The sequence below is a fragment of the Sphingobium sp. LMC3-1-1.1 genome (genome assembly GCF_040676285.1).
GTDB lineage: Bacteria > Pseudomonadota > Alphaproteobacteria > Sphingomonadales > Sphingomonadaceae > Sphingobium.
In genome coordinates, this window is sequence record NZ_JBEGHQ010000034.1 from 30,919 (window position 1) to 50,132 (window position 19,214).

Sequence of the window (19,214 nt, forward strand, 5' to 3'; positions counted from 1 at the left end):
GGACCGCCGTTTATTCGGCGGCCACAACTTCCGCCGGAGCATCGCTCAGCGGATGGGCGAGGCGGCTCACCATCTCCTTCGGGCAGATCTGCCAGAAATAACGGCGCCAGCGATCCCAGTCGTCCAGGATCGTGTTTGACCATTTGCTGTCGGTCGCCACGGCATGCTGGGCGACCAGGGCCTTCAGCTCCGCTTCCCAATGCGCACTTTCCAGCCGCTGCCAGAGGATGCTTTCCGGATTGGCCCGTGTCGGGAAGCTGCCATCTTCATCCAGGATGAAGGCCATGCCGCCGGTCATGCCCGCACCGAAATTCGCCCCGGTCCTGCCCAATATGACTGCGGTGCCGCCGGTCATATATTCGCATCCGTTCGCGCCGCAGCCTTCGACCACCACCTGTGCGCCCGAATTGCGCACGGCGAAGCGTTCCCCGGCCTGGCCCGCCGCGAACAGCTTGCCGCTGGTCGCGCCATAGAGGACGGTGTTGCCGATGATCGTGTTGTCCTTGCTCGACAGCGGCGAGGATACGGTGGTGCGCACCGTGATGATGCCGCCCGACAGGCCCTTGCCGACATAATCATTGGCATCGCCGAACACTTCCAGCTTGATGCCCTTGCACAGGAAGGCGCCCAGCGACTGGCCGGCCGAACCGCGCAGCCGCACGGTAAGGTGCCCGTCCGCCAGCGTCGACATGCCGAACTTTTCGGTCACGGCGGCCGACAGGCGGGTGCCGACGGCGCGATGCGTGTTGCGCACCGTATAGGTGAGCTGCATCTTCTCGCCGCGTTCGAACACGGCGCGGGCGTCCTTCATCATCTGCGCATCAAGGCTGTCCGGCACTGGGTTGCGCCATTCGGTCAGGCTGAAACGGCGCTGATCGTCCGGCGCATCCACCTTGGCGAGGATCGGGTTGAGGTCGAGATCGTCCAGATGCTCGGCGCCGCGATTGACCTGCTTCAGCAGTTCGGTCCTGCCGATCACCTCGTCCAGGCTGCGATAGCCCAGACGTGCCAGTATCTCGCGCACCTCCTCCGCGATGAAGGTCATGAGGTTGATGACCTTTTCCGGCGTACCGGTGAACTTTTCGCGCAGGCGCTCATCCTGCACGCAGACGCCGACCGGACAGGTGTTGCTGTGGCACTGGCGCACCATGATGCAACCCATGGCGACCAGCGACAGCGTGCCGATGCCGAACTCCTCCGCGCCCAGGATCGCCGCGATCACGATGTCGCGGCCGGTCTTGAGGCCGCCGTCGGTGCGCAGCTTCACGCGATGGCGCAGGCCGTTCAGGGTCAGCACCTGATTGGCTTCGGAAAGCCCCATTTCCCAGGGAGTGCCAGCATATTTGACCGACGTCTGCGGCGAGGCGCCGGTGCCGCCAACATGCCCCGCGACCAGGATGACGTCGGCATGTGCCTTCGCCACGCCCGCCGCGACGGTGCCGATGCCCGCCTGGCTGACCAGCTTCACGCAGACCCGCGCGCGCGGGTTGATCATCTTGCAGTCGTAGATGAGCTGCGCGAGATCCTCGATCGAATAGATGTCATGGTGCGGCGGCGGCGAGATCAGCGTCACGCCGGGCGTCGCATGGCGCAGCTTCGCGATGAACTCGGTCACCTTGAAACCAGGGAGCTGTCCACCCTCGCCGGGCTTGGCACCCTGCGCGACCTTGATCTCGATTTCCTCGGCGCTGCCCAGATATTCGGCATGGACGCCGAAGCGGCCCGACGCGATCTGCTTGATCACCGAATTGGCGTTGTCGCCATTGTCATAGGGCTTGAAGCGGTTCGCATCCTCGCCGCCTTCGCCCGACACGGCCTTGGCGCCGATCCGGTTCATGGCGATCGCCAGCGTCTCATGCGCTTCCGGAGAGAGCGCGCCCAGCGACATGCCCGGCGTCACGAAGCGCTTGCGGATCTCCGTGGTCGCCTCGACCTCGTCGATCGGCACGGCCTCGCGGGCGAAGTTGAACTCCAGCAGGTCACGCAGATAGACCGGCGGCAGGTCGCGCACACCGCGCGAGAATTGCAGATAGGTCGAATAGCTGTCCGTCGCGACCGAGGTCTGCAACAGGTGCATCAGCTGCGCCGAATAGGCATGCGTCTCGCCCCCGTTGCGCTGACGGTAGAAGCCGCCGACCGGCAGGCGCACCACGGCACCGTCATAGGCGGCGTCATGGCGCATCTTCGCGCTATAATGGAGCGATTGATAGCCTTCGCCCGAAATCTTCGCGGGCATGCCGGGGAAGAGATCGTTGACCAGTGCACGCGACAGACCCACAGCTTCGAAATTATAGCCGCCGCGATAGCTGCTGATGACCGCGATGCCCATTTTGGACATGATCTTCAGCAAGCCTTCATTGATGGCGATGCGGTAGCGTTCGAAACAGGCCTCCAGCGACAGGTCGCCGAACAGGCCACGGGCATGGCGGTCAGCGATGCTCGCCTCGGCCAGATAGGCGTTCACCGTGGTCGCGCCGACCCCGATCAGCACCGCGAAATAATGGGTGTCGAGCGCTTCGGCGCAGCGCACGTTGATCGACGCATAGCTGCGCAACCCCTTGCGGACGAGATGGGTGTGCACGGCCGCCGCCGCCAGCACGCCGGCGATGGCGACGCGGCCGGCGCTGACATGCTCGTCGGTCAGGAAGATTTCGGTGCGGCCCTCGCGCACGGCCTGCTCCGCTTCCTCGCGGATGCGGGCGATGGCGGCGCGAAGCTGTTCCTGCCCGCCTTCGGCCGGGAAGGTGCAGTCGATTTCCGCGACAGCCGGACCGAAATGGCTCTTCAGCTTCGCCCATTCGGTCGAGGTCAGCACCGGCGAATCCAGCACCAGCACATGGCTGTTCTGCGCTTCCTGCTCCAATATGTTGTGCAGGTTGGAGAAGCGCGTCTTCAGGCTCATGACATACCGTTCCCGCAACGGATCGATCGGCGGGTTGGTGACCTGGCTGAAATTCTGGCGGAAGAAATGGCTGATCGTGCGTGGCTTGTCGGAAATGACCGCCAGCGGCGTGTCGTCGCCCATGGAGCCGACCGCTTCCTTCGCATCCTCGACCATGGGGGCGAGGATCAGCTCCATATCCTCCAGCGTCAGATTGGCGGCGACCTGGCGGCGCGTCAGTTCGGCCTTGTCCCAGGCGGGCAGGGCGGACGGCGCCTCGCTCAGATCATTGACCGTCATGAAGTCCTTGATCAGTTCCGAATAAGGGCGCTCGCCCGCAATCTGGTCCTTGATCTCCCGGTCGTCGAAGATCACGCCTTCCTGCAGGTCTACGGCGATCATCTGGCCCGGACCCATGCGGCCCTTCCGGACGATGGTGGTTTCGGGCACGACGACCATGCCGGTTTCGGAACCGACGATCAGCAGATTGTCGCCGGTGAGCGTGTAGCGCAGCGGGCGCAGCGCGTTGCGGTCGACGCCGGCCACGACCCAACGGCCGTCGGTCATCGCCAGCGCGGCGGGGCCGTCCCACGGCTCCATGACGGAGGCGAGATATTCATACATGTCCGAATGCGCCTGCGGCAGTTCGGCGTCGGCCGACTGCCAGGCTTCGGGGACGAGCATGAGCTTTGCCGTCGGGGCATCGCGGCCGGAGCGGCAGATCGCCTCGAACACCGCATCCAGCGCGGCGGTGTCGGAAGCGCCGGCCGGGATCACGGGCTTGATGTCTTCGGAGTGATCTCCGAAGGCCAGCGACGCCATCTTGATCTCGTGGCTCTTCATCCAGTTCTTGTTGCCGCGGATCGTGTTGATCTCGCCATTATGGGCGAGCGTGCGGAACGGCTGGGCCAGCCACCATTGCGGGAAGGTGTTGGTCGAATAGCGTTGGTGGAAGATCGCGACCCGGCTCTCGAACCGCTCGTCCTGCAGGTCAGGATAGAAGACCGACAGCGATTCGGCGAGGAACAGCCCCTTGTAGATGATCGACCGGCAGGAGAGCGAACAGATGTAGAAGTCCTGGATCTGGGCGGCGATCACCTTCTTTTCGATCCGGCGGCGGATCAGGTAGAGGTCCTTTTCGAACTCGGCCTGATCGCGTTCCTCCGGCATGGGGCCGGCGATCATGATCTGCTCGATTTCGGGACGGGTGCGCTGCGCCTTTTCCCCGATGACGGAAACGTCGACCGGCACCTGGCGCCAGCCATAGATGGTGTAGCCCGCCTCGATGATCTCGCTCTCGACGATGGTGCGGCAGGTTTCCTGAGCGCTGAGGTCGGTGCGCGGCAGGAAGATCATGCCGACGGCAAGGCGGTTGGGCAGCGGCTTGTGACCCGAATCCGCGATCGCATCGTCGAAGAATCGTACCGGCAGGTCCACATGGATGCCCGCGCCGTCCCCGGTCTTGCCGTCGGCGTCAACGGCACCGCGGTGCCACACGGCCTTCAGCGCGTCGATCGCGCTGGCGACCACGCGCCGGCTGGCGCGACCGTCGGTCGCGGCGACCAGGCCGACGCCGCAGGCGTCGCCTTCCATCTGGGGATGATACATGCCCTCGGCCGCGATCCGTGCGCGCTCTTCGGGGCTGGCCATGAAATTGGTGTCGGTCATGATGACTTACCCTTGCATGTGGCCGTCCCTGTTCCTGGGTACGGCCGCTGTCATTCCGTTGGTTGCCGGCGGGGCCGGCGCTATTGTCAGTTGGCCTTCTTCGCGTCCGCGCCGATCAACGCGGTGAGACGCTCGCGTTCGGCCTTCGTCAGATCATTATAGGTTCGCGGCTTGGGCAGCTTGGCGAGTTGTTCCGCAGAGGATTTCATGATCTCCGGCATGGCCTGCATCATTTCAGGCATGATCTTCTGCATTCGGCCAATATAATGCGGGTCTGTGGCCAGCTCCATGAAGCCCGCACCGAATTTGGCGCCGACGGGCGTTTTCAGGAAGGCGCTGATCTGGTCCAGTTCGGCCGCGCTGTAGCGATAGGCGAAGGCCTCTGCCATGCCTTCCCGCATGTCCGGTTCATAGCGTCCCATGAAGCGACCCATGGCCGGCATCATGCTGTTGACCATCACGTCCATCCGCTTGCGGAAATTGGGGTCAATGATCGCCATCATTTCCTCGACCGTGCCTTTACCCAGGCTATCGGCCTTTTCCGGATCGAGGCCACCCATCTTCAGGAATTCGCGGATGGGCATTCGGGTCATGCCGTCCATCATTGGTCCCATCATCTTCTGCATCATCGGCCCCATCATCCTTTCCATGGTGCCGTCGGGCAAGATGATGGAGGCGATCGGCTGAGCCTTGGCCAGCAGTGCCGGGTCCACAGGCTGGACCGCCGCCGCCGCCGCAACCTGTGCCTGGGTCTGTGCCTGTGCAGCGATCGGGGTCGCCAGCAGGAGGAGGAAGGCGGCGCGCATCAGGCGGCCACCCTTTCCCCGGCCGCCGCCTTGGCCTTCGCCTTCAGGTAGCGGTGCATATGTTCGGTCACGTCGCGGCCGTCGCGGATCGCCCAGACCACCAGCGAGGCGCCGCGCACGATGTCGCCCGCCGCGAACACGCCGTCCATGCTGGTCATCATCGTCTTGTGATCGACGCGCAGCGTGCCCCAGCGGGTGACGGACAGGTCTTCCGCACCGAACAGCCTGGGCAGTTCTTCCGGATCATAACCCAGCGCCTTGATCACCAGATCGGCCTCCAGCACATGCTCCGTGCCCGGATCGGGTTCCGGGGCGCGGCGGCCCGATGCGTCGGGCTGGCCGAGGCGCATCTTCGTTACCTTGACGCCGGTCACATGGTCGGTGCCTTCGAAGGCGATGGGGGCGGAGAGCCAGACGAACTCCACGCCTTCCTCCTCCGCATTGGCGACTTCACGCTGCGATCCGGGCATATTGTCGCGGTCGCGGCGGTAGAGGCACTTGACCGAAGTCGCACCCTGGCGGACCGCCGTGCGGACGCAATCCATCGCCGTGTCGCCGCCGCCGATAACGACGACCTTCTTGCCATTGGCGTGGAGCGAACCGTCCTCATGCTCCGGCACGGCGTCGCCGAAGCCGGCCTTGTTGGAGGCGATGAGGAAATCGAGCGCCTTGACCACGCCCGGCGCGCCGACGCCCGGCGCCTTGATGTCGCGCGGCTTGTACACGCCGGTCGCGATCAGGACGGCGTCGTGACGGCTGCGCAGTTCATCCATGGTCGCGTCGCGGCCGACCTCGAAGCTTTCATGGAAGACGATGCCGCCATCCTTCAGGCGCTGGATCCGGCGCATGACGACGTCCTTCTCCAGCTTGAAGCCGGGAATGCCGTAGGTCAGCAGGCCGCCGGCGCGGTCGTGGCGGTCGTAGACATGGACATCATAGCCCGCGACGCGCAGATATTCCGCCGTGGTGAGGCCCGCCGGACCCGCGCCGATGACGCCGACCGACTGCCCCAGCGACGCGCCGGGCACGAGCGGCTCGACCCAGCCTTCCTTCCAGGCCGTATCAGTGATGAACTTTTCGACCGAACCGATAGTGACCGAACCATGGCCGGAAAATTCGATGACGCAATTGCCCTCGCAAAGGCGGTCCTGCGGGCAGATGCGGCCGCAGATTTCCGGCATGGTGCTGGTCAGGTTGCTGAGTTCATAGGCTTCGCGCAGGCGGCCTTCGGCGGTCAGGCGCAGCCAGTCGGGAATATGGTTGTGCAGCGGGCAATGGGTCGAGCAATAGGGCACGCCGCATTGCGAGCAGCGCGACGCCTGTTCCTCCGCCCTGTCCAGGATGAAGCTGCGGCTGATTTCCAGGAAGTCGTCGGCGCGATCGTCGGCCGAACGCTTCTCGGGATAGGCCTGGCCCGTTCCCACGAATTTCAGCATTGGATTGTCTGCCATGATGAGTCCCTGAAAAGAATTTGCAGGGTGCGCATAGCAGAAAAACCCGCAGAGTCACGTGGATTCTACGAATTAGGTCAGCACAGATGACATATTTATGGGAAAAACGCGCTGGAATGCACCCAAGTCTGAAATAATCTTGCGCTTAATATGGCCGATTTGGACCTATCTTAGGGAAAGCCACGCCAGGGCGGCGATTCCGGCGACGATTCGATACCAGGCAAATGGCGCGAAGCCGTGCCGCGACACCAGCCCGACGAACCATTTGATGACCAGCAGGGCGACGATGAAGGACACGAAGAAGCCCAGAGCGATGCTGTCCCATCCCACCGCCGCCGATGTCAGCTTGTCGCCATTCTTCAGCAGTTCCAATGTCGATGCCCCCAACATGGTCGGGATGGCGAGGAAGAAGCTGAATTCCGCCGCTGTGCGCCGTTCCACCCCCAGCGTCAGCGCGCCCATGATCGTCGCGCCCGAACGGCTGATGCCGGGGATCATGGCCATGCACTGGATCAGGCCGATGCCGACCACGCGGAGGAGGGGAATGTCGGCTATGCCGTGAAAGAGGTTTTCCTTCACCATCCGCTCGATCGCCAGGATCGCGACGCCGCCGGCGATCAGCGCCCAGGCGACGACCTTCGGCGCGCCCAGCAACTGTTCGATATGATCATGCAGCGCCAGGCCAATGATCGCTGCCGGGATGAAGGCTACCAGCAGATTGCGCAGGAAGCGCCAGCTTGTCGGTTCCCGGCGCAGCAGTCCCATGCCCACTGCCCAGAATGTACGCCAGTAAAGCACCACCACCGCCAGGATCGCGCCCAACTGGATGATGACGTTGAACATCGCCCATGTCGACGCATCATAGCCCAGCAATTCGCTCGCCAGGATCAGATGGCCGGTCGAGGATACGGGCAGGAACTCGGTCAACCCCTCGACGATGCCAAGCAGGATGACTGTCAGATAATGCAGGTCCATGGGCGGATGAGATCCTTATGGGGCAAGCAGGGGAAAGCCCTCCCCCGAACGGGGAAGGGCGTCAGGAACGTGGCATCCATTGTGCAGAAGCGAATGGCCCGTGCAAGACGGCCTGTCGCGGTCCCATGTCGGCCCGCCTGATCGGATTGCGACCGATCAGGCCTGAGCACGGCCGGCAAAGCGGCCATGCTTGCGGTAACGGACCAGCCATTTCTCCGCGACGGCCGCCATCGGCGTGGCCGCGACGCCCAGTTCGGCAAGTCCCTCCGCGCCGGGCGCGACGACATTATCCCTGGCCAGCATGGACAATTGGTCCTGCGTGATCGGGCCGCCCGGCAGCATGGCGATCAACGAGGCGACAGAGGCGGGAACGGCGCACAGGCTGCGCTCCCGGCCGATGGCCCTGGCGATCCAGGCGTTGAGTTCCCGCATCGTATAGCTTTGCGGCCCGCCCAGTTCATAGGTCTTGCCGCCATATTCACCGGGATTCCCGGCGGCATTGGCGACGGCCTGCGCCACGTCCGTGACATAGACCGGTTGGAACCGGGTGTCGGCGGCGATCACTGGCACCACGGGGGCGATGCGGATGATCTCCGCAAAGCGATTGAGGAACTGGTCTTCCGGCCCGAAAATGATCGAGGGGCGCAGGATGGTCGCATGGGGGAAGGCCGCCTTGACCGCCGCTTCGCCCTCGGCCTTCGACCGGCCATAGGCGGACGGGCTCTGCGCGTCCGCGCCAATGGCGGAGACGTGGACGAGCGCCCGGACGCCCGCTTCCGCCGCCGCCCTGGCGACGTTCGCCGCGCCGTCATGATGGGAACCCTGGAAATCGCCGGACAGTACGCCCACCAGATTGATGACGATGTCGCTGCCGGCAACGGCGCGGGCGACGCTTTCGGGCTTGCGGATGTCGGCCGCGACGAACTGGGTCTGGCCCAGGGCGCCCAACGGCTTGACGCGCAGGGCGGTCGACAGATCGCGCTGCGCCACGCGCACCCGCGCGCCACGCGCCAGGAGCGCCTGGGCGACCTGCCGGCCCAGAAAGCCGCCGCCGCCGAACACCGTAACCAGACTGTCCTTCATCACGCGTCCCATGCCTGTATGTTCAAAGGGAATGATCCTGCGCATCCCCTTTTTCGAGGGGACGCGTACGCCATCCCCTTGCAACAGCCGCCGCCCGCTGACAACTGCTTTACCCGATCCAGCCCTGCAAATCAGCAATCATCCACAGGCCCAGTCCCAGGAACAGAAGGGCCGCCCCGATCTGGAGCGCGCGCATCGGCACCTTCTTCGCCAATGCTTCGCCGAACAGCACGGCAGGGACATTGGCGATCATCATGCCCATCGTCGTGCCGGCCGTCACCGCCAGCACATTGTCGAACCGCGCGCCGAGCATCACGGTCGCGACCTGCGTCTTGTCACCCATTTCGACCAGGAAGAAGGCGACCAGCGTCGTCAGGAACACGCCCGCCTTCGACGGCGCGCGCAACGGTTCGTCCTCGTCGATCTTGTCGGGGATCAGCGTCCACGCCGCCATGGCGATGAAGCTCGCAGCCACGGCATAGCGAAACCAGGCTTCCTTCAACACGCCCGCGACCGAATGACCGACCAGGGCGGCCAGGAAATGATTGGCAAGGGTTGCTGCGAATATGCCCGCGATGATCGGCACCGGTTTGCGGAAGCGGGTGGCGAGCAGCATCGCCAGCAATTGCGTCTTGTCCCCCATTTCGGCGAGGGCGACGAGTGCGGCGGAGGTGAAAAATGCTTCCATCAGGATCTGTCCGGGCCAGGCGAAAGACAAAGACACAATGCCACCATCCGCTCCCGCCCGGCCGGACGGAGAGGATGATGCCATTGGTCTCGCCCGATGCAGGGAGGCTCAAAAGTCCCCTGCATCCCGTCCGCCACGACCTCTCGGCCAAATATGTTGACGAACGGTCCGTCCCCTTCGGAACGGCTGGCTACTCCCCAGATGACGCCGGGGCCTTATGATAATTCGGGGGGAGAGGCAAGGTCTGGCGGATGCCTTGTTCCGCAAGGGGCAGGATCCGGTCAAGGCGCGGCTCCCATCGCCGCGCCTTCCCTGATCCTGCCGTTTTCCTGCCCTGTCAGGCCGCGGCCGCGATCCCGCTGACGCCCAGTTCGGCCAGCGCGAACTTGCGGATATGTTCGCCCATATCTTCGCGATCCAGCGCCAAGGCGAGATTCGCCTCGATATAGCCTGCCTTCGACCCGCAATCGAAACGGCGGCCATCGAACGTCACGCCATGGAAGGGTTGGGTACCGATCATCGACGCCATGGCATCGGTCAGCTGAATCTCGCCGCCGGCGCCCTTCTCCTGCGTCTCCAGGATCTTCATCACTTCGGGCTGCAGGATGTAGCGGCCCGGCAGGATCAGGTTGGACGGCGCCGTACCCGGTGCGGGCTTTTCCACCAATCCCTTCACCTCGGTCAGGGCGCCGTCGCGCTGGCCCGGATCGATCACCCCATAGCTCGGCGTATCGGCCATCGGCACTTCCAGCGCACAGACCAGATTGCCGCCGACCTTTTCATAGGCATCGACCATCTGCTTCAGGCATCCCCGGCCGGGTGTCCCCTTCATGAATTCGTCGGGCAGCAGGATGGCGAAGGGCTCGTCACCGACAATGTCCCGCGCGCACCAGATGGCGTGGCCCAGGCCCAGCGGCTCCTGCTGGCGCAGGAACACCGCATTGCCGGGCGACAGGCGGGTGCCATCCAGCGCCGAAAGATCCTTGCCCCGCTCGCGCTGGGTCGCCTCGGCCTCATAGGCCATGTCGAAATAATCCTCGATCGCGCCCTTGCCGCGGCCGGTCACGAAGATCATCTGCTCGATCCCCGCCTCTCGCGCCTCGTCGACGGCATATTGGATCAGCGGCCGATCGACGACCGGCAGCAATTCCTTGGGCACCGACTTGGTCGCCGGAAGGAAGCGCGTGCCAAGACCCGCGACAGGGAAAACGGCTTTGCGAATCGGTTTATAGGACATGAGGCTCCTGTTTCTCGCTAGGCGCGTCGAAAGGCTTCGCCCTCCGCCACGTAAAGATCAAGCATGGAAGATTACTTAACCCCTTCAGACAGCCAGCAGGCGCTGCGCCACCCTTTCGAGGGATGCAATTTCCGCTTCGAGTTGCTCAAGCGAGACATGCGTCTGATTGTTCCGCGCATCGCGGCATGTGAAACCGCCGGGCGCGGGCTGCTGAAAGCCGCCGATGATGAGCGACCGGAAACGGTCGATCCTCTGCATGTCGCGCTCGATATCCGATATTTCCATCAATGCGCTGGCATTGCGCCTGTCCCGCATCGACACCATCGTTCGCATTTCGGTCATCAGCTTCGTCATGCCCGGACGGGTCCGGGCACCTACGGTCCGCACATCCCCCATGGCTTCCCGCATCATCGCGATCTTCGCCTCCAGGCTCTGCTCCAGCATCGTCCAGGCGCAGACCAGTCGACCCACCGCACATAAAAGCGCCGCATCTTCCGGCGCATAATCCGACACTGCCCTCAAATTGACTTCGGCAACCACGTTCACTTCATCCGCGCCCCGGCATGTTATGCTTTCCGCTCCAAAGAAAGCCTGCCCGTTTTGCAGCGCAAAAGGCTAGGGGGGGCGCCGATGCCGCCCGCAGCAGCGGCACAGGCCGTCGCCAACTGTGCCCAAACAGCGATGAGCCGTTAACCCTCTTCGACGACCGTTCAGAAATCGACAGCGATTCCCTTGCGTTCCCAGTCGCCATAGCGAACCGGGCTCAATTCCTCGTCATGAGGCGAAGGATTGTCGATCGGGTCGGGCTGCGGCACGGGCGGGCTCTTGGAAAGATGCGCGGGCGGCTTCACATGCGCGGGGCGCTTGCCGTTGAAGGTTCCCATCGATCATCCTTTCGATTGCGGGCGCGTCATCGTCACCCCATATTCAGGGCCGGCCCGCTTCTGGGCCGCAAAGGAGATTTGTGCAAGTGAGTGGGATGAAGACGGCGATGCTGTTGTCGGCGCTGACGGCGCTGTTCATGGCATTGGGCTATACGCTGGGCGGCAGCGGCGGGGCGGTGGTCGCCCTGCTGGTGGCGGCGGGCATGAACCTCTTCACCTTCTGGAACGCCGACAGGATCGTGCTGTCCATGCACAATGCGCGGGAGGTGGATGGGCAAAGCGCGCCCGAATTCTACACCCTCGTTGCAGAGCTGGCCCAGCGCGCCGGCCTTCCCATGCCGCGCGTCTACCTGATCGATGAGGCCCATCCCAATGCCTTCGCGACGGGTCGCGACCCGGATCATGCTGCCGTCGCGGCCACAACCGGCCTGCTCTCGATGCTGAGCCGGGACGAAGTCGGCGGCGTCATGGCGCATGAACTGGGCCATGTGCGCAACCGCGACACGCTGATCATGACGATGGTGGCGACCATTGCGGGCGCGATTTCCATGCTCGCCAATTTCGGCCTGTTCTTCCGCGGCGGCAATCAGGAAAATGGCCATGGCAATATCGTGGCGACCCTGCTCGCGGTGATCGTCGCGCCCTTCGCGGCCATGATCGTGCAGATGGCGATCAGCCGCACGCGCGAGTTTGGCGCTGATCGTGCGGGTGCGGAGATCAGCGGTAACCCCCGCGCGCTGGCCTCTGCCCTCGCCAAGATTTCCGGCCGCGCGGAAATGATTCCCAACCCGGTGGCGGAACGTAATCCCGCCGCCGCGCAACTCTATATCGTGCCCGTGCATGTGAGCGAGCTTTTCTCCACCCACCCGGCAACCGAAAAGCGCATCGCCGCCTTGGAGGAGTTGGCGGGCGGCACGTTCATGCCGCCTCGCGCCTCCGCCCTGTCTCCCGCTGCGGCGCCCCTCGAGCCCAAGATACGCAAGTCGAGCGCCCTCGATCCGCTCCGGCGGGACTAGAGCGATTTCCAAGCGATCGGCACCGATCGCTGGTTAAGAAATCGCGGAAAACAAGGAATCGAAAGCGGCGATCTGATTCAATCAGATCGAAATCCGCTCTAGCGCTGGTCGGGGAGGCGGGCGATCAAGCCCTGTTGAGGATCATTTGCTGTAGGGTGCCCTCAGCTGACTTTCTTCAGCAGCCATCCCACGGTCGATCCGCCCGGCAGGGCTTCGCTGGTGACCGCCAACTGCTTTGTGCCATGGGGGCGGCCATGGGCATCCACCCACAGGCCTTCCTCTATCGTCAGCTTGCCCGCATTGGCGCGGAATTGCCAGGTCGCGCCCGTGTCGATGCGCAGCAGCGCGCCCATCCCGTCGGCTGTGGGCGTGGGTTCAACGCCGGGCGCCAGGTGGAAGCGGAGCTGGACGGGCAGCTTCACCGGCTTGCGGCGCCGCGCTGCGGGCGTCAGCATGTCCTCGCCACGGATTTCCTTACCGTCTCCGCTCATCAGCAGCAGGCGACGATGGACATAGCCCATGCGCCGCACATAGCCGTCATGGCTGAGGTCGAACCGGCTGCCGCTTTCCGTTTCCTGCCGGTTGATCTCGACCTCGGTCACGCCCTTGCCCAGCGTGCCGTCGGGCAGCAGGGCGGTGGAATTGCTGTCGTTCAGCACCAGCGTGCTATGGGCGGCCGTGGTGCGCAGACCCTGCGCCAGATCGCGCGGTACCCACGCGCCCTCCAATGCCGCGCCGCCGCAATTGACGATCAACCGCTGCTGCCCGTCGCTGATCTCGATCGCGCCGGTGGAGGCGCAACCCGCATCCGCCAACTGGGCGACCGGGGGCGGGGCGGCGTCCACCTGTATCACCGTGGTCCCGGCGGCCAGCCGCTGATAACCCCAGCCATTGGCCTGCCGCAACGGGCGCGCGCGGACGCGGCTGGCGCGGATGACGGCTTCGACGGTGGCGGGATCGACGGCGCCGGCCCCCTGCCAGTTGCCCAGCCCGCCATCGCCATGGGTGAGGCCCAGCAAAGCAGGAACCGCCCTTGCCAGCGCCTCCATCAGGAAAGCGGGCGTCTGTTCACGCCGCACCTCATAGACGGCGGCGACCATGGTCAGCAGCATGATGGCTTCAAGCTGGTCCAGCGGCGACCGCGAAATGATGCCGCCATCGCCATGAAGGCCGGTGTCGAGTGCGCGTTTGAGGCCGGCTTCTCCGAACAGCTTGCGCGTCGCGCCGCCGGGCAGCAGCATAGAGGCCGCCACGATCCCGCCCCAGGCGACAAGGCGCGGCAGCCCGACCGGCGCCTTGTCCGCGCCGCGGTCCAGATGGCGGGCGGTGCGGGCGATGCAGTTCAGTACCAGCGAGCGATAGACAAGGTCGCTGGACGAGAGGATCAGCGGTGCATAGGCCGACCAGAAGAACAGGCGCCAGCCCGCATTGTCGGCGCGCCAGGCGGGTTCGCTGGGCGTGTCGGCATGGGCGGTCAGCCATTTGCGCATGACGCCTTCGGCAATCGGCGCGGCCTGTTCGCGGGTGGCCACGGCGGCAAGGTCGCGCAGCCAATGGAAACCGTGCAGATAATCGGCAAAGCCCGCCGGCACGCCGGGATTGGCGAAATCCAGCCTGTCCAGGGGCAGTTTCTGGCCCCGGAACAGGAAATAGCCAGCACGGATCGCCTGGCCCGCATGGGCGTTGCCGGGAATTTCGTCGTCCGGCACGGCGAGCAGCTTGAGTGGATATTTGCCCTTCAGCCGGCGGCCGTGGATCGGCGTCTTCCAACTCAGGAGATAGAAGCGATTGGCGATGCGTTGCGCCAGCGAAAGTCCCTTGTCATCCGCGATGCGGATGAGCCGCTTGCCCTGTTCGATCCCGTCCTCCGGGCCGGATCCGGCCTCCTCGGGGGCGGGATGGGGGGAAAGGCGGCGGCGGTCGCTCACCCGCCGCGCAACGTCCGGATATTGTCGGCATAGGCGGACGGCCCGCCCCGGAAGGTCGCTGTGCCGGCGACCAGCACATCGGCGCCCGCCTCAATGGCGCGGGGCGCGGTGGCGAAGTCGATGCCGCCGTCCACCTGAAGGCGGATGTCGCGGCCTGACTTCTCGATCATCTTCCGGATCGCTTCGATCTTGCGAAGCTGGTTGCTGATGAAGCTCTGTCCGCCAAAGCCGGGATTGACGCTCATCACCAGGATCAGGTCGACATCATCGATCAGGTAATCCAGCATCTTGGCCGGGGTGCCGGGATTGAGCACCACGCCTGCCTGCACGCCCAGCGACTTGATATGCTGGATGGAGCGGTGGATATGCGGCCCGGCCTCCGGATGGACGGTCAATATGTCGGCGCCCGCTTCGGCAAAGGCGTTCAGATACTGGTCCACGGGCGAGATCATCAGGTGGACGTCGAACGGCTTCTTCGTATGGGGGCGCAGCGCCTTCACCACGCCGGGGCCGATGGTGATGTTGGGCACGAAATGGCCGTCCATCACATCGATATGGATCCAGTCCGCCCCGGCCTCGTCAATGGCGCGGACCTCCTCGCCCAGACGGGCGAAATCGGCGGACAGGATGGAGGGCGAGATCAGGATCGGGCTGGTCATTTGACTATCGGCCTTAGCCTTGGCCGCAGCCAAGGGCAACGTTCGATTAACGCTATCCACAGGCTTTTGGCCACAGGCTTTCGGCACGTGCTTTGGCCGGGACGTGCCGATCCGAATCGCGGGCTTTCAGGAGAGGACGAACAATGTCGGGTCTAGTCCCGTCGACGGCTTCGAACCCTTCGGCAGGAACTGCTTGACGCCGTGCAGGGCAACCACCTGATTTCGCTGGACGATGGGCGCAGCGATCAGGCGCATGGCGCATTCGCCGCCATCCGCCGGACGGATGTCGACGTCCACCGTGAAGCCCCGCCTGTGGCGGATCGCATAGGCGCGCAACTGTTCCATCGCGGTACGACTTTCGGCTGTGTACAGCGACACGGCGAGGGGGCGGGGAACCGTTATCCCGCGCTCCAGCCCGAAAATATCATAGACGCCGTTGGTCCAGCTCAGACTGTCGTCGCCAAGGTCGCAATGCCACAGGCCAAGGCCGCGTTCCGCCAGTGCCCCATCGTCGCTGGCGATCCGGTCGTCCAGCATCACGGGCGCCAGATGGTCTCGCAAGGCGTAGAGCGGCCAGCTATGATGCAGGGGAAGAGGCTCGGTCGGGCGCAAGACAGGTCTTTCTGAATGCCGGATCGCACCATAGGGCTGGTCTGGTTAAGGCTTGATGGATCGTATCAGCCTTGCGACGAAAAAGCCATCGGTGCCGCCCTGCGCGGCGAGATTGTCCGGCAGGGTGCGGACCCAGCCCTGCGCCGTAGGCTGGATGCCGTCAGGCAATTCGGCGGCCGTCGCAGGCAAGGCGCTGAAATCCTTCCATTCGTCGAGGAAGCGGGCGACCTGCTCCTCGCCCTCGGCGCGTTCGAGCGAACAGGTGGCGTAGATCAGCATGCCCCCCGGCTTCAGCCACGCCGCGGCGCGCGCCAGCAGTTCGGCCTGGATCTCGGCCAGCTCCGCTATCTGCCGCGCGCCGATACGGTGCAGCACGTCGGGATGGCGGCGGTAGATGCCGGTCGCGGTGCATGGCGCGTCGAGCAATATGGCGTCCGCCGGAGCGTCGGGTTCCCACAGGCGCAGGTCCGCCTGCACGATCGCGGCGGACAGGCCGGTGCGCTCCAGATTTTCATTCAGGCGCTCCAGGCGCTTTTTGGACTGGTCGACCGCCGTCACGCGCCAGCCGGCAGCGGCAAGCTGCATCGTCTTGCCGCCAGGCGCCGCGCAGAGGTCCAGCACATCGCGTCCTTCTCCCCTGCCTAGGAGGCGCGCGGGGATGGAAGCGGCCAGGTCCTGGACCCACCAGGCGCCTTCGTCGAAGCCGGGAAGATCCGGGATGACGGCGCCTTCGGGCAGGCGGACATGGCCGGGGGCAAGGCTCAGGCCATTGAGGGCCTCGGCCCAATGCGCGGTCTGGCCGGGATCACGCAGGCTGATGTCGACGGGCGGACGCTGGGCATAGGCGTGGGCCGCGGCCTGCGGCATGGCCTCGCCCCATTGCGCGGCCCAGCGGCTGGCGGTCTCATGCGGCAGCGTGGGTGGCGAGGGTAGCGCGGGATCGGCGCGGGTCAGCGTGCCGAAGACGCCATGCACCAGCTTGCGGGGGCCGCCATCGACCAGCGGCAGGGCCGTCGCGATGGCGGCGTGGGGCGCGGTGCCCAGTGCCAGCACCTGGACAAGGGCGATGCGCAGGACCATCCGCGCCTTGGCATCATGGGGAAGCGGCTGGCGCGTGGCGCTGTCGATCAGCGCGTCGAGGTCCGGCAGGTGGCGCAGCGTCTCGGCCGCGATGGCGTGGACCAGCGCCCGGTCCGCCGGGGCAAGCCCCTGCGCCGCGCCATGCAGCGCGCCTTCGAGCGGATCGCCGCGGCGCAGAACGGCATCCAGCAGGCGAAGCGCGGCGCGGCGGGCGGGGAGGCCGGGGACGTCCTTGGGGGCAGATGGTCGGGGCATGGAAAGCGCCTAGGGCAAAATGCGAGGGAAAGTAAGTTGTGTTCGAATGCGAGTCGCGCCTTTGCCGATCGGGGGCCTGGCGGCGAACGCGGGGCCCGCGCCCTGCCGACGCAAACGGCCTGGATCAGCCCGCGCCCACCAGCGGCACAATGTCCACGGGGCGGCCATTGCGCCGCAGCTCGACCGTGACGCTGGGTCGTCCCGGCCCGGCATTCCCCAGCGGATCGCCCTGCCGCACCACATCGCCCACGGCGGCGTTCAGCCGCAGCAGCCCGGTGATCAGCGTCGTCCAGCCGCCGCCATGGTCGATGATGATGATCTGCCCGTAGCCGCGATAGGGGCCAGCAAAGACGACGCGCCCCGCGGTCGGCGCGACCGCCAGCGCATCGGGCCGCGTGGCGATGGTGAGGCCCCTTGACCGGACGCCGCCTTCCGACACCTCGCCCATGCCGGTCACCAGCTCGCCGACCACGGGCAGGCGATAGGGCGGCGGCGCGCCCATGCCGCGTGGACGGGCGGGCGCGGGGGCGCGGGCCTGGTCAGGTCGGGCGGGGCGCAGCAGGGGCCCCGGCAGGGCAGCCAGCCGGTCGCGCAGGTCACCTGCCTCCTCCAGCCTGTCCATCAGGTCGACGATGTCGCGGGCCCGCTCGCCAAGGGCGAGCGCCCGGTCGCTTTCCAGATCGGCATTGGCGCGGTAATCCTGCGCCGCGAGCCGCTTTTGCGCTTCCAGCTTTTGCAGCGCGGCCTGCCTCTGCTTCAGGTCCTCCTGGCTCTGCGCCAGGGACGCCGCCGCCTGCTCGGCAGTGGCGCGCAGCGCGCGGCTGCGCTCCAGTTCCGCGCGCAGGCCGGCTGTCCGTTGCTCGATGACGGGCAGCACCTGTGCCAGCACGGCGCGCATATGGATGGCATCGTCGATCGATCCCGGCTGGACGAGCGCCAGCGCCAATGGTCGCTGCGCCATCATCTGCAAGGCGGCGGTCAGGCGCACCACTGGCTCCTGCCTGGCGGCCAGACGAGCGGCCTGCGCGCGCTGAAGCCGGGCGACAATGGCGATGCGGGCCTGCGCGGCCTGGATGTCGGCCTCTGCCTGCTGGATGCGGGCGGCCATGGCGGCGGCGCGGCGACGGGCCTGATCGGCTTCGCTGCGGGCCGCGGCCGCCTGTTTCTCCAGCCGCTCGGAACGCGACCGCGCTTCCTCCGACTGGCGGCGCGCGGTCTTCAGGGCGGCCTGTTCCTCGCTGAGGCTGGTCCCGCCAGTGCCCGTCAGGATGATGGCCTGCCCATCGGCGGCGGGCAGGCGCGATCCGGCGAGCGCCGCCGCACCAGCAAGACATGCCGCGAAGATTGCCGTCCGTCTCAACCAAGGCCCCCTGCCGGCCCGCTATGCCGACCGCATCTGACTAGGCCGTGTTTGGGCGGAATGAAAGAACCTCCATTCCCGCATATTCCTGATCGGCGCAGGAACACGGGTCCGGTGGGCGCTATCCCTCGCGATGATAGGGATGGCCGGCCAGGATCGAGCAAGCCCGCCATAATTGCTCGGCCAGCATGGCGCGGGCCATCATGTGCGGCCATGTCATCGCGCCAAAGGCGATCAGCAGGTCGGCCTTGTCCCGCTCCGCATCGTCGAAGCCATCGGCCGCGCCGATCAGGAAGCGGCATTCGCGCTTGCCGGAATCGCGCCAGCCCTCGACATGACGGGCGAAATCAAGGGAACTGAGTTGCCTGCCCTTTTCGTCGAGCATGACGGTCACCGTGCCCGGCGAGGCCGGCGGCAGCTTGCCGCCCCGGTCGGGCAGTTCGGTGATCTTGAACGGCATGGTCAGCCGCTTGGCATAACGGTCGACCAGTTCCGCTTCGGGCGAGCGCCCGATCTTTCCGCGGGCAATGATGTGGAGAAGCATGTCCCCCCACTAGAGCGGGTTTCGATCTGATTGAATCAGATCGCCGCTCAGGTTTCCTTGTTTTCCGCGATTTCTTAACCAGCGATC

16 protein-coding genes and 1 riboswitch are annotated in these 19,214 nt (G+C 65.5%); of the genes, 1 reads left to right on the plus strand and 15 read right to left on the minus strand.

Annotation, left to right across the window (positions count from 1 at the left end; genetic code table 11):
* Window positions 1-10: 10 nt before the first annotated feature.
* From gltB to MRBLMC3_RS16375, 9 genes are all read right to left on the minus strand, one after another.
* Entirely contained in the window at window positions 11-4,549 is a 4,539-nt protein-coding gene (gltB, locus tag MRBLMC3_RS16335) for a glutamate synthase large subunit (protein WP_363738377.1), read from the minus strand.
* 86 nt (window positions 4,550-4,635) lie between these two features.
* Window positions 4,636-5,355, minus strand: a complete 720-nt coding sequence (locus MRBLMC3_RS16340) for a DUF2059 domain-containing protein (protein WP_363830558.1) — start codon at window positions 5,353-5,355, stop codon at window positions 4,636-4,638.
* Window positions 5,355-6,806: an NAD(P)-dependent oxidoreductase gene (locus tag MRBLMC3_RS16345; protein WP_363738380.1), complete on the minus strand. Its 1,452-nt coding sequence runs from the start codon at window positions 6,804-6,806 to the stop codon at window positions 5,355-5,357. Before MRBLMC3_RS16345 ends, MRBLMC3_RS16340 begins: the two co-directional genes overlap by 1 nt.
* Window positions 6,807-6,971: 165 nt before the next feature.
* Window positions 6,972-7,781 (minus strand): undecaprenyl-diphosphate phosphatase, encoded by an 810-nt coding sequence (locus tag MRBLMC3_RS16350; protein WP_363738382.1) that lies wholly within the window; start codon window positions 7,779-7,781, stop codon window positions 6,972-6,974.
* Window positions 7,782-7,937: 156 nt separating this feature from the next.
* Entirely contained in the window at window positions 7,938-8,864 is a 927-nt protein-coding gene (locus MRBLMC3_RS16355) for a complex I NDUFA9 subunit family protein (protein WP_363738384.1), read from the minus strand.
* Window positions 8,865-8,973: 109 nt separating this feature from the next.
* A complete protein-coding gene (locus tag MRBLMC3_RS16360) occupies window positions 8,974-9,552 on the minus strand; it encodes a TMEM165/GDT1 family protein (RefSeq protein ID WP_363738385.1) in 579 nt (192 codons plus the stop codon).
* A gap of 95 nt (window positions 9,553-9,647) precedes the next feature.
* Window positions 9,648-9,764, minus strand: a riboswitch (yybP-ykoY riboswitch).
* A 125-nt stretch (window positions 9,765-9,889) separates the two neighbouring features.
* On the minus strand, window positions 9,890-10,789 hold the full coding sequence (locus tag MRBLMC3_RS16365; RefSeq protein ID WP_133652547.1) for a UTP--glucose-1-phosphate uridylyltransferase: 900 nt from the start codon (window positions 10,787-10,789) through the stop codon (window positions 9,890-9,892).
* 84 nt (window positions 10,790-10,873) lie between these two features.
* On the minus strand, window positions 10,874-11,302 hold the full coding sequence (locus MRBLMC3_RS16370) for a hypothetical protein (RefSeq protein ID WP_133652712.1): 429 nt from the start codon (window positions 11,300-11,302) through the stop codon (window positions 10,874-10,876).
* A gap of 197 nt (window positions 11,303-11,499) precedes the next feature.
* On the minus strand, window positions 11,500-11,673 hold the full coding sequence (locus MRBLMC3_RS16375; RefSeq protein WP_133652548.1) for a DUF1674 domain-containing protein: 174 nt from the start codon (window positions 11,671-11,673) through the stop codon (window positions 11,500-11,502).
* Window positions 11,674-11,759: 86 nt separating this feature from the next.
* Between MRBLMC3_RS16375 and htpX the strand changes: the two genes are divergently transcribed.
* Entirely contained in the window at window positions 11,760-12,689 is a 930-nt protein-coding gene (htpX, locus tag MRBLMC3_RS16380) for a zinc metalloprotease HtpX (RefSeq protein ID WP_363830561.1), read from the plus strand.
* 161 nt (window positions 12,690-12,850) lie between these two features.
* Here the strand turns inward: htpX and MRBLMC3_RS16385 are convergent, their stop codons facing one another.
* The 6 genes from MRBLMC3_RS16385 to MRBLMC3_RS16410 all read right to left on the minus strand — a co-directional run bounded on the left by MRBLMC3_RS16385 (window position 12,851) and on the right by MRBLMC3_RS16410 (window position 19,127).
* Complete coding sequence (locus MRBLMC3_RS16385) at window positions 12,851-14,617, minus strand: heparinase II/III family protein (protein WP_363830564.1); 1,767 nt, start codon at window positions 14,615-14,617, stop codon at window positions 12,851-12,853.
* Window positions 14,614-15,276, minus strand: a complete 663-nt coding sequence (gene rpe / locus MRBLMC3_RS16390; RefSeq protein ID WP_363738389.1) for a ribulose-phosphate 3-epimerase — start codon at window positions 15,274-15,276, stop codon at window positions 14,614-14,616. The genes MRBLMC3_RS16385 and rpe overlap by 4 nt, the downstream gene beginning before the upstream one ends.
* A gap of 126 nt (window positions 15,277-15,402) precedes the next feature.
* Window positions 15,403-15,888 carry a diguanylate cyclase gene (locus MRBLMC3_RS16395; protein WP_363830566.1) on the minus strand — a complete coding sequence of 162 codons (486 nt, stop codon included), beginning with the start codon at window positions 15,886-15,888 and terminating at the stop codon, window positions 15,403-15,405.
* 45 nt (window positions 15,889-15,933) lie between these two features.
* Entirely contained in the window at window positions 15,934-17,223 is a 1,290-nt protein-coding gene (locus MRBLMC3_RS16400; RefSeq protein ID WP_363738393.1) for an RsmB/NOP family class I SAM-dependent RNA methyltransferase, read from the minus strand.
* 124 nt (window positions 17,224-17,347) lie between these two features.
* Window positions 17,348-18,583, minus strand: a complete 1,236-nt coding sequence (locus MRBLMC3_RS16405; protein ID WP_363830569.1) for a murein hydrolase activator EnvC family protein — start codon at window positions 18,581-18,583, stop codon at window positions 17,348-17,350.
* Window positions 18,584-18,704: 121 nt separating this feature from the next.
* Window positions 18,705-19,127, minus strand: a complete 423-nt coding sequence (locus MRBLMC3_RS16410) for a 23S rRNA (pseudouridine(1915)-N(3))-methyltransferase RlmH (RefSeq protein ID WP_363830571.1) — start codon at window positions 19,125-19,127, stop codon at window positions 18,705-18,707.
* Window positions 19,128-19,214 lie beyond the last annotated feature (87 nt).

Coding starts and splice junctions, on each gene's coding strand:
- gltB (WP_363738377.1), bottom strand. CDS start 4,549: ATGACCGACACCAATTTCATGGCCAGCCCCGAAGAGCGCGCACGGATC.
- MRBLMC3_RS16340 (WP_363830558.1), bottom strand. CDS start 5,355: ATGCGCGCCGCCTTCCTCCTCCTGCTGGCGACCCCGATCGCTGCACAG.
- MRBLMC3_RS16345 (WP_363738380.1), bottom strand. CDS start 6,806: ATGGCAGACAATCCAATGCTGAAATTCGTGGGAACGGGCCAGGCCTAT.
- MRBLMC3_RS16350 (WP_363738382.1), bottom strand. CDS start 7,781: ATGGACCTGCATTATCTGACAGTCATCCTGCTTGGCATCGTCGAGGGG.
- MRBLMC3_RS16355 (WP_363738384.1), bottom strand. CDS start 8,864: ATGAAGGACAGTCTGGTTACGGTGTTCGGCGGCGGCGGCTTTCTGGGC.
- MRBLMC3_RS16360 (WP_363738385.1), bottom strand. CDS start 9,552: ATGGAAGCATTTTTCACCTCCGCCGCACTCGTCGCCCTCGCCGAAATG.
- MRBLMC3_RS16365 (WP_133652547.1), bottom strand. CDS start 10,789: ATGTCCTATAAACCGATTCGCAAAGCCGTTTTCCCTGTCGCGGGTCTT.
- MRBLMC3_RS16375 (WP_133652548.1), bottom strand. CDS start 11,673: ATGGGAACCTTCAACGGCAAGCGCCCCGCGCATGTGAAGCCGCCCGCG.
- rpe (WP_363738389.1), bottom strand. CDS start 15,276: ATGACCAGCCCGATCCTGATCTCGCCCTCCATCCTGTCCGCCGATTTC.
- MRBLMC3_RS16400 (WP_363738393.1), bottom strand. CDS start 17,223: ATGCCCCGACCATCTGCCCCCAAGGACGTCCCCGGCCTCCCCGCCCGC.
- MRBLMC3_RS16410 (WP_363830571.1), bottom strand. CDS start 19,127: ATGCTTCTCCACATCATTGCCCGCGGAAAGATCGGGCGCTCGCCCGAA.